The sequence below is a fragment of the Kitasatospora sp. NPDC043949 genome (assembly GCF_056435365.1).
This window is the reverse complement of record NZ_JBWKEQ010000035.1, coordinates 70,970-80,455: the sequence shown is the minus strand read 5'-3', so window position 1 is coordinate 80,455 and position 9,486 is coordinate 70,970. Positions and strand designations below refer to the sequence as shown.

Genomic DNA, 9,486 nt, shown 5'->3' with positions numbered 1-9,486 from the left:
CCCCGCTTCCCCCCCCCCTCGTCCCCCCGCTCCCTCCCCCCCCCTCTCCCCCTCCCCCCCCCCCCCCCCCCCCCCCCCCCCCCCCCCCCCCCCCCCCCCCCCCCCGGGGTGCTGCTGCGGTCAGCCGTTGACGAGGAACGAGGCGTCCTCGTTCTTCGTCCTCACCAGGTTGCCGTTGCCGCAGGCCACGATGAGGTCCGAGGGCCCGGACCAGTTCTCGTTGTAGAACACCTGGACGTTGCCGACGCAGTGGCCCGGGTACTGGTAGGTGGCGGAGGCCGCGTTGTTCTTCACCGCGGTGCCCTGTCCGGGGCCGGGCGTCAGGAACGCGCCGGCGTTCGCGAGGTTGTCGAAGCCCTTGAACCCGGTACTCAGGTCCCAACCGGCCACCGAGCCGCTCTGGTTGGCGTTGTACCAGAGGCAGAAGGCCCTGGCGCCGAGGCAGTTCGGGTTGTTCGGCGCGGCCTGCGCGGCGGGCGACACGGCCAGCGTCGCGGTGGCCACCGTCCCCGCGAGCAGCAGGGTGGTGAGGATGCGTCGAGTCTTCATGGTCTTCCTCCTGGAGTCCGAACGCCCCGAGGCGGGGCGGATCCCGGTTCGGGTGCGTTTCGGTGCGACGGGTACGGGGGGCCGGTCCATCGGTGCCGCCACGTCCCCCGTTCGTGGCGGTGGTGCCGTCGGCCCCCGGCTCCGTCTTCGGGTTCCCGGTCCGGAACGCCGCCGTGGGGGGCCGCGTCACGGGACCTTGAAGTGTCCGAAGATCCGATGGAGACTCCACCGTGCGGGCTAATTTGATTGTCCATCAACAAAAAACCGACACGGCCCAGGTGAGCGGCGGACAATCCCGCTTCGGCCGCCGGACAGGACCGGACAAAGGGTCGGACAGGACAGGAGGCACGGTGGGTAGTGCTGGACGACCGCAGGGACAGCTCAAGGGAGAGACGGAACAGGCGAACGCCCTGGCCCGGTTCGTACGGGAGGTGACGGGCGGGGCCACGGTCCGCGAGCTCGCTCAGCGGTACCCGGCCAGCAAGACCAGTTGGAGCGAGTACCGCTCCGCGGAGAAAGACATTCCGTGGCACCTGCTCGAACGGCTGGTCCACGACTGCGCGGTGGACCCGCAGGCCCGAACGGTGTTGCTCGTCCGCGCCCGCGCCCTGCACGAGCAGGCCGGCCGGGCGGCGGCCGGGACAGCCCCCTCGCACGCGGAAGGGCGGTCGGCCGCGCGGCAGGCCCTGGAACGGGCCCGGCAGGCGCAGCGCCAGGCCGAGGCGGGCGTGGCCCAGGCCGAGGACCTGATCCGCGTGCTGGTGGCGATCGTGGCCGAACTGCGGGGCGAGCTGAGCGCCGGCACCGAGGACGGGGCGGGTCCCGGTGGACGGGTCTCGGACGGCGGGTACGCGGCGCAGTCGCGGCGGTCCCGGCTGCGGGAGGCGACGCGTTGCCTGGCCGAGGTGCGGCGCATCAGGGAGGACGCGTGCCAGGTGCAGCGGACGGCGGGCTGGGAGGAGGACACCGTCGGGCTCCTGGTCGACCAGGAGCGGGCGCGGGCCCAGGACGACGGTGGTCAGCAGCCGGGTGCGGAGCTGGTGGTGGACGGCGGGGTCCAGGCGCACCTGCCGGTGCTGCGGCGCTTGGAGGCCGACCTCGTGGAGGTGCGGGAAGCACTGGCCGACCAGTGCCGGGAGGTGAGCCGGATGGTCCGGCCCACCGCGGCCGGGTCCGGGATTGTCCGCGGCGAACTGGTCCGGGCCCCGGACAACCCGCCGACCAGCCCGCTCGCGCTCGGCCCCCCGCCCAACGGCCCCGCGGTCATCAGCCCCACGGTCATCGGGCCGCCGCTCGTGGGGCCGCTGCGAGGAGGGCCGCTGCGGGGAGGGCCCGCCGATGCGCGGCGGCATCGCACGGCCCGGACCGGTGCGGCCATGGGGGCGACCGCGGTGCTCCTGGCCGGGGCGCTGGTGTTGGCCGGGGTGCTGGTGGGCATACGGCTCGGCGCGGCGCCCGCCCCCGTCGACGCGCTCACCCGGGCGGCCGGCGCGGGCGCAGGCCCCTCGGCGCCGGCGGGGGACAGCCCCTCGCCGTCGGCACCCAGCACGCCGCCGACCGCCTCGCCGTCCATCTCACCGACCGCCTCACCGGCCGTCCCACCGACCGTCCCGCCGCCCGCCTCACCGGCCGATCCTCGGACCGCCGGACCGGGGAGCGCGCCGCTGGTACCGGCACCGGCCGGTACGCCGACCCCCACCGCAGGGTCCAGCACCCCACCGGAATCCGTCGTCCCCTCCCCTTCGGACGGGAACCGCGCGCCCATGAAGTCCTCGCCGTCGCCCAGCTCCATATCGCCGCCGACGGCGGAACCCTGGACGCCCGACCGGCTCGGCGGAACCCCGATGGTCCCGCCGACGGGGTCCGTCTCCATCAAGAACGGCAACAGCCTGCAGTGCGTGGCCACATCCGGCGGCACCCGGGAGGAAGGCCAGGAAGCCCAGCAGTTCCCCTGCGGGGACTACCCAGACCACTTCTGGGAGAGCCAGAAGACCTTCACGGACGCCGAAGGCAACACCTACTACCGGCTCGTCAGCTACAACAGTGCCCTGTGCCTCGCGGTCCAGGACTCCAGCACCGAGGCCGACGCCCGGGTGATCCAGTCCGCGTGCAAGAACGACCCCGGGCAGTCCTGGAGAATCGAGAAGTGGCCGAAAGGCATCCGCCTCGTCAACGGCAACAGCCACCAGTGTCTCGCCGTCTCCTACGGCAGCACCGCCCCGCGCGCCCCACTGATGCAGTACCCCTGCGGAAACTACCCGGACCACTACTGGAGCTACGGCCCACGCCGGTAGCGGAGCGGTCCCCCCGGCCCGCACGGCCGGGTGGCAGACCGCCCGGGCGACCCGTCTCCCCTGGCCACGGTGGCAGGTCGGCGAGCACCCTGTTCAGGCCCGTGCGGCAAGCAGAAGGGCCGCCCCTCCGAGGGCAGCCCTTCTGCGGATTCTGCGGCTTCTGCGGATTCGGCGTCAGCCGCCAACCCGGCGATGGAGGCCGCCCGTCAGCTCCGGGTCTGCTGCCGGGAGGAGGTGATGAACTGCAGCAGGTGTTCGTTGACCAGCTCGGGGCGTTCCAGGTTGAGGCCGTGACCGGCTCGTTGCACGATCTCGGCCCGGACTCCCGGGATCAGCGCGGTGACCCGCTGGAGGACGTGACGCGGGCGGAGCAGAGCGCTGCGCCTGCCCAGCAGGACGAGGGTGGGCAGGCGGATGGAACTCAGTTCCTCGTCGGTGAACGGCCTGGCGGCGGGGCGGGTGTTCGGCTTGTAGCTGCGCATGCCGAGCATCAGGGGGGCGATCATCTCGGGCGGCGAGCTGAGTGCGGGGTTGGCGAGCAGGCGCCCGAGCGCGGGGCGCAGCGGCCGCGGGGCGAGCATGCCGAACAGGCCGCCGATCATGTGGGCGTAGAACCGGGCGGGGACCTTCTCGATGCCGCCGGGGTCCATCGGCGCGATCGAGGCGAGGCGTTCGGGTGCGTGGATGGCCTGGTTGAGGGTCAGCCAGCCGCCGTAGGAGAGGCCGACCAGGTGGATGCGGTCGAGTCCGAGGCCGGCGAAGACCTCGCCGAGCCAGGCCGCGTTCTCCTCGGAGCCGGCCGCGACGGCGCGTTGGACGCTGCGGCCGGGGTCGTCGAGCGTGTCGATCGCGTAGACCGGGTGGTGTTCGCCCAGGGCGGCGATCTGCGGGTACCAGTTGGACGGGTGTCCGGCGTGGCCGTGCAGCAGCACGATCGGTTCGCCGGTTTCGGGTCCGTAGTGGTGGACGTGGACGGTGCCGTAGCTGGTTTCGACATCGAGTTCCCGGCGGGGGGCCGGCCACAGCTCCATCGCGCGGTCGTAGGCCTCAAGGAACTTCGTTCGGGCTTTCTCGCTGACGAAGTGTCCGACGCTGGTCCTGGTCATGGTCCCTCCCGGTGCTCGGAATGCACGAAACAGCAGCACTTGATGGTATGTTTGTACCATAAAAACGTCTGGAGGGAACCCGATGCCGAAGCTGGTGGATCACGAGGAGCGACGGGCCCACATCATCGACGCCCTGCTGCGCACGGCGGCGGACACCGGGCTGCACGCCGTCACCATGCGGTCCGTCGCGATCGAGGCGGGTGTCTCGGTGCGGCTCGTGCAGTACTACTTCGACACCAAGGAGCAGTTGCTGCTCGCGGCGCTCACCCGCCTGGCCGCACGGATGGGCGAGCGGATCCAAGAGCGGGTCCAGGGACGGATCCAGGGACGGGTCGAGGAACGGGTCCGCGACCGCGCCGGGGCGGCCGGGCCCTCAGCGTCACCGCGCGACATCGTCGAGGCGGTGCTGCTGGAGTCCGTGCCGACGGACGAGGAGAGCCGGACCTTCCACCTCGTCTACACCGAGTACGCGGTGCTCTCCATCACCGACCCCGCGCTCGCCGGGCAGTCGTTCCTCGCGGCGCCCAACGAGATGGAGGACTTCCTGGTCGGCCAGCTGACCGCCGCCCGGCAGGCCGGGGACACCGATCCGCGCATGGACGCCCGCCAGGAGGCCGTCGTCCTCCTGGCGGTCTCCGCCGGCCTGGGCCTGAGCGTCCTCCTCGGCCAGCGGACGGCGGACGACGCGGTGGCGGTCCTGCGCTACCACCTCGGCCGGCTCTTCCCCGGTTCGTAAGCCCTCGACGGCGGCAGAAGCAGCCGCCAGCCGTAGGCGCGGCCGGGCCGGGGGCGTCAGAGCCGTTCGGGAACGGGATTGCCGACGGCCTCGATGGCGCGGCGGACGGGGACCTTCAGCAGGAGGACGAAGCCGATGAGGAAGAACACCAGCAGGGAGATGATCGCCGAGCGGTAGCTGCCGGTGATCTGGTAGGCGAGGCCGAAGAGCAGCGGGCCCATCCAACTGGTGCCGCGGTCACTGACCTTGTAGACGCTGAAGTACTCGGCCTCCCGGCCGGCTGGGATGAGGTGGGAGAACAGCGAGCGGGAGAGCGCCTGGCTGCCGCCGAGCACCAGGCCGATCATGCAGGCCAGGACGAAGAACCAGACGGGCTGGTGAGCGGGAATGAAGTACCCGAGGGCGAGGGTGGCCACCCAGCCGACCAGGGATCCGAGGACGGTCCGCTTGGCGCCGTAGCGGCGGGCGATCCGGCCGAGGAGCAGCGCGCCGCCGATCGCCACGATCTGGACCAGGAGCACGGCCGCGACCAACGAGGTCTGGTCCATGCCGAGTTCCTCGCTGCCGTAGAGCGAGGCCTGGGAGACGACGGTCTGGATGCCGTCGTTGTAGCAGAGGAAGGCGCCCAGGTAGAGCAGCGTGAGCGGGTACTGACGCATCCCGCGCAGGGTGCGGGCGAGTTCGCGCAGGCTGCCGGCGGCGGGCCGGTCCGGCGTGGCGGCGGGCCGGTCCGGCGCAGCCGGGGTACGGCCGGACACGACCGGGGTGCGGTCGGGGGCCGCGCCCGCCCGGGAGGGCAGCCGCAGCATCGGGACGAGCGTGAACAGCGCCCACCACAGGCCGGCCGAGGCCAGGCAGATCCGCACGGCGGTGCCGGAGGACAGGCCGAGCGCGTCGTGGCCCTGGAACAGCGCCAGGTTGGCGATCAGCAGCAGTCCGCCGCCCGCGTAGCCGTAGGCCCAGCCCTTGGAGGAGACCGCGTCGCGCTCGTCGGGGGTGGCCAGGCCAGGAAGGTAGGCGTAGGAGAGGGCGACCGACACCGCGTACGCGATGTTGGCGACCACCAGCAGTGCGCCGCCGAGGAGGTAGCGGTCGCCGTCGAGGAGGAACATCCCCATCGTGGCGACCGCGCCGACGTAGGCGAAGCCGCACATCAGCTCCTTGTGCCGCCCGGTGCGGTCCGCGACCGTGCCGGTCAGCAGCATCGCCGCGACCGAGAGCAGCACGGAGAAGGAGACCGTGTACGGGAAGAACGACCCGGCGCGCACCGACAGTCCGAGCGGGTGCACGTCGCCGGCCGCGTCGGCGGCGTTCTTGGCGACGGTCGTCAGGTACGGCCCGAGGAACACCGTCAGGACGGTGGCCGAGAAGGCTGCGTTGGCCCAGTCGTTGACGTACCAGCCGAACCGTATCCGGCGCAGGGCGCTGTCATCGGCGGCGGCCGCCTCGCGCTCCGGCGGGCCGTCCGGCAGATCGTCCGGGAGACGGTCCGGCAGGTTGTCCGTGGTGCTCGTCATGGGGATCCCATCACCGTGCTGGAGCCGGTGCTGCCGTCGCTCCAGCAGCCGCGCTCGCCGAGGACGTCCCGCAGGACGTCTATGCGATCGGCCATGATGCCATCCACACCGAGGCCGAGGAGAGCCCTGATCCGTGTGGGATCGTCCACAGTCCAGACGTGAACCTGGAGGCCGAGGCGGTGGGCGGCGCGCACGAAGGCCCGGTCGACGACCCGGACGCCCCGGTGCCGCTCGGGCACCTGCGCGCACACCCCGGCGAACGGCGCCCCGGCGAACCGCGACCCGAACCGCGACCCGAACTGCGCCCAGGAGCGCGCCCCACGCCCCCGCAGCAGCGGCCCGGCCAGCGAACGCAGCCGCAGCCGGGCCACCTCGCGCGGGCCGAGCGAGGTGGCCAGCCGGGGGCCCGCGGCGGCGCGGACGGCGGCGAGGCGGCTGTCGGAGAAGCCGCCGACGCAGACCCGGTCCCAGGCGCCGGTCCGACGGATCGTCTCGACCAGCGGCCCGACGGCGGCCGCCGCCTTGACGTCGACGTTGAAGCGGGCCCCGGGGAACGCGTCGAGCAGGTCCTCCAGCAGCGGCACGGGTTCGGTGCCGCCGATCCGGGCCTGCCTGACGGTGTCCCAGGGCAGGTCGGCCACCGCACCGGTGCGGTCGGTGACCCGGTCGAGGCGGGTGTCGTGAAAGGCCACCAGCGCGCCGTCGCGGGTGGCGTGCACGTCCGTTTCGAGGTAGCGGTACCCCAGGGCGACGGCGGCCGCGAAGGCGGCGAGCGAGTTCTCGGGGTGGCCGAGGTCACCGCCCCGGTGTGCGAAGGCGAGCGGCCCGGGGTGGTCGAGGAAGGGGTGCATGTGGTGCTCCGAGCTGCTGGGATGCGCGTTACAGTATTACGCACCCTGTCAAGCAGTAACGCCGGTAACGCCGGTACCGCCGGTACCGCCAGTAGTCCCATCAGTGCCATCAGCACCAGCAGTACCGCTACCGCCCGGATCGTCGACGCGGCGCAGATCGTAGAGGTACGACCTGCCGGCCTTCCAGCTGCGCCAAGGGCCGAGCGGAGGGATCAGCTCCTGGTCGCCCGTCCGCCCCGCCAGCGGCCCGGAGTTGGCGACCCCGTCGGCGCCGACGGTGCACCAGCCCCGCTCCGGCAGCCACCGGCACCACACGTCCAGGTCCACCCGCCTGTACGACGGCCTGCCGTTGAACACGCCGTCCGCGCGGAAGTGGTACACCAGACCGTCCAGGCGGCGAACGAACTCGATCGACACGACGGCTCCCCCCATCGGACACCCGAAGGGCCAGGCTACGCCGCGAGCCCGGCGGAGACAGCGAAAGTGCGTTGCACGGCCGCCGACCTGACGCATAGGCTCACGCCCATCGACGTGTAGCTCAGCAGCAGAGCGCCGGGCTCTGGACCCGGAGGGCGCAGGGGCGGGACCTGCCACGTCGGCCTATGGACGACGACGCTGACCAGCAGCACCCCACCGGGGCCGGGATATCCGCGCACTACCCGCAGCGCCAGCTGGCCCTGGCCCTCGCATTCCTGACCTCGACGGTCCACGCCGACGACAACTCCGACACCGACTCCCACGCCGACGCCGAGACCCGGCGCAGCGCCGAGGCCCGGGTCGCCCGCTGGCGCGCCGTGCTCGCCGGGATCGCCGACGGCCGGCTGGCCATCGGCTCGCGCACCCCGGTGGCCGGACTGCCCGCCTGGGTGACGCCCGAGGTCGTACGGGGCGGCTTCGCCACGTCCGCCGCGAGCGCCGAGGGCCCGCTCCAGCCGTACGAGCACGAGGCTGCGGCCCTGGCCGGGGTGGCGGCCGAGCGCGGGGCGCTCTTCGCGTACTGCCTCACCGAGCCCGGCCTGTCCCGGCTGTACGACCTGCTCGACAGCGGCGGCTACGAGGCCGCCGTGCCGGAGGAGGCGGCGCTGCTGACGGTGGCGTGGCTCGCGCGGGCCGGGGACGCGGCCGGCGCGCTGGAACTCGTCGACGTCCTGGAGCCGTTCGCCGACCGGCTGCGCTTCACCCCCCGGCCGTCCGCGCTGCCCGCGCCGGACGCCGAGGCGGTGCACCGGCGCACGGTCGGCGACGCCGTCACGACCCTCACGGGCCGGCGGCCGAACGCCGCCGTGGAAGCGCAGCGCGAGGCGCTCACCGTCTGGCAGCCCTTCGGCGACCAACTGCTGGCCCACTGGCTGGAGACCGCCGAGGCCGGCCGGGTCCTGGAGCGTACGCCCGACAGCGCCTGGACGGAGCGCGGCGCGGTGCTGCTCCGCCGCTACGAGGAACTCGCCGCGGCCCACACCCGCTGCACCAAGCACCGCGACCCGAAGGAGAACCTCGGCATCCTGCGCGGCGCCCTGGCGGAGACCGCCGCCGGCCGGCCGCTGGACGCGCGCCGCCTCGGACTGCTGCGGCACGCGGTGGCATCCATGGTGCGCCGACGCGGCCGGCCGGGCTCCGACCGGCACACCGAACTGCGCACCCGCCAGGCCGTGCAGGCAGCCCAGCCCTCGCACCACGACCTCGCCCAGCTGGTACTGCGCCGCCTCTCCGGGCTGCCCCAGGAGACGGGCGTGGCCGACGTGTCCCCGCTGGTCGCCGACGTCTCGGCGCACGAGGCGCACGAGGCGCGCGCGACCCCCGCCGGCCACACCACCCGTCTCCCCGCAGGCACCCCGGTGCCCGCAGCGATCCGACAGGTGGTGGAAGCCGCGCTCAGCGCCCCGATCGACACGCTCGTGGAGCGCGGCATGGTGCCCTCGGCCGAGGTCCTGGCCGAACTGGTCCCGCAGCTCGTCGCCGTGGCCGGCGCCCAGTCCTACCCGGACGAGGCGCTGCGCACCCTGATGACGGCGAACTACCGGGCGTTCCGCAACCGTCGCTCGCTGCTCCTGAGCGACCTCACCGGGCAGGTGCGGGTCGACGAACTGCCCTGGGTACGGGCCGTGGCCGCACACCGCGTCGGCGAGGACGGCCGCGCACCCGCGCGTACCGCGCTGCGCCGGCTCGGCGAACTGGCCGTACAGGCGTTCCCCGGCACGCTCCTGCCGAACGCGCTGGTGCGCGAACTCGGCGTGCTCGCCCGGCAGGCCGAGCTCGACGCGCCGTTCGTGGAGGAACTGGCGGCGGACATCTTCACGGGCACCTTCACCCCGAAGTACCTCGGGGGGGGGCGGGGCGGGGGGGAGATTGTCGGGGGGAAGACGGGGGGGGGGTGCTGCGTCATTCGCTACGCGGACATTCCCAAGCTCCCAAGCACCGAGGAGGGAAAGCCGA

8 protein-coding genes and 1 tRNA gene are annotated in these 9,486 nt (G+C 73.3%); 4 read left to right on the top strand and 5 right to left on the bottom strand.

The window, feature by feature from the left end:
- Nucleotides 1–120: 120 nt before the first annotated feature.
- Nucleotides 121–549 carry a hypothetical protein gene (locus tag AC07AL_RS26185; protein ID WP_331744791.1) on the bottom strand — a complete coding sequence of 143 codons (429 nt, stop codon included), beginning with the start codon at nucleotides 547–549 and terminating at the stop codon, nucleotides 121–123.
- Nucleotides 550–899: 350 nt separating this feature from the next.
- On the opposite strand from AC07AL_RS26185, the gene AC07AL_RS26180 reads away from it, so the two are divergent.
- The gene (locus AC07AL_RS26180) at nucleotides 900–2,843 is read left to right on the top strand and encodes an RICIN domain-containing protein (RefSeq protein WP_400985628.1); all 1,944 of its coding nucleotides are present in this window, start codon (nucleotides 900–902) and stop codon (nucleotides 2,841–2,843) included.
- Between the two features lie 206 nt (nucleotides 2,844–3,049).
- Here AC07AL_RS26180 and AC07AL_RS26175 read toward each other — a convergent pair whose 3' ends face one another.
- Nucleotides 3,050–3,949, bottom strand: a complete 900-nt coding sequence (locus AC07AL_RS26175) for an alpha/beta fold hydrolase (protein WP_331744796.1) — start codon at nucleotides 3,947–3,949, stop codon at nucleotides 3,050–3,052.
- A gap of 82 nt (nucleotides 3,950–4,031) precedes the next feature.
- Here AC07AL_RS26175 and AC07AL_RS26170 point away from each other — a divergent pair, with 82 nt between their 5' ends.
- Nucleotides 4,032–4,685 (top strand): TetR/AcrR family transcriptional regulator, encoded by a 654-nt coding sequence (locus AC07AL_RS26170; protein WP_331744798.1) that lies wholly within the window; start codon nucleotides 4,032–4,034, stop codon nucleotides 4,683–4,685.
- A 56-nt stretch (nucleotides 4,686–4,741) separates the two neighbouring features.
- Here AC07AL_RS26170 and AC07AL_RS26165 read toward each other — a convergent pair whose 3' ends face one another.
- Genes AC07AL_RS26165 through AC07AL_RS26155 form a run of 3 tightly spaced genes read right to left on the bottom strand, consistent with a single transcriptional unit; the run spans nucleotide 4,742 to nucleotide 7,470 of the window.
- Nucleotides 4,742–6,202 carry an MFS transporter gene (locus tag AC07AL_RS26165; RefSeq protein ID WP_400985630.1) on the bottom strand — a complete coding sequence of 487 codons (1,461 nt, stop codon included), beginning with the start codon at nucleotides 6,200–6,202 and terminating at the stop codon, nucleotides 4,742–4,744.
- Nucleotides 6,199–7,053 (bottom strand): glycerophosphodiester phosphodiesterase family protein, encoded by an 855-nt coding sequence (locus tag AC07AL_RS26160; protein ID WP_331744803.1) that lies wholly within the window; start codon nucleotides 7,051–7,053, stop codon nucleotides 6,199–6,201. Before AC07AL_RS26160 ends, AC07AL_RS26165 begins: the two co-directional genes overlap by 4 nt.
- Nucleotides 7,054–7,101: 48 nt before the next feature.
- Entirely contained in the window at nucleotides 7,102–7,470 is a 369-nt protein-coding gene (locus tag AC07AL_RS26155; protein WP_478318379.1) for a hypothetical protein, read from the bottom strand.
- Between the two features lie 110 nt (nucleotides 7,471–7,580).
- Between AC07AL_RS26155 and AC07AL_RS26150 the strand changes: the two genes are divergently transcribed.
- Nucleotides 7,581–7,652 (top strand) — tRNA-Gln (locus AC07AL_RS26150).
- A 3-nt stretch (nucleotides 7,653–7,655) separates the two neighbouring features.
- Nucleotides 7,656–9,486: hypothetical protein (locus tag AC07AL_RS26145; RefSeq protein WP_478318377.1), on the top strand; the 1,831-nt coding region annotated here is incomplete at its 3' end.

What these genes read in the sequence shown, in the direction of transcription:
- AC07AL_RS26185 (WP_331744791.1), bottom strand. Translation starts at nt 549, where the DNA reads ATGAAGACTCGACGCATCCTCACCACCCTGCTGCTCGCGGGGACGGTG.
- AC07AL_RS26175 (WP_331744796.1), bottom strand. Translation starts at nt 3,949, where the DNA reads ATGACCAGGACCAGCGTCGGACACTTCGTCAGCGAGAAAGCCCGAACG.
- AC07AL_RS26170 (WP_331744798.1), top strand. Translation starts at nt 4,032, where the DNA reads ATGCCGAAGCTGGTGGATCACGAGGAGCGACGGGCCCACATCATCGAC.
- AC07AL_RS26165 (WP_400985630.1), bottom strand. Translation starts at nt 6,202, where the DNA reads ATGACGAGCACCACGGACAACCTGCCGGACCGTCTCCCGGACGATCTG.
- AC07AL_RS26160 (WP_331744803.1), bottom strand. Translation starts at nt 7,053, where the DNA reads ATGCACCCCTTCCTCGACCACCCCGGGCCGCTCGCCTTCGCACACCGG.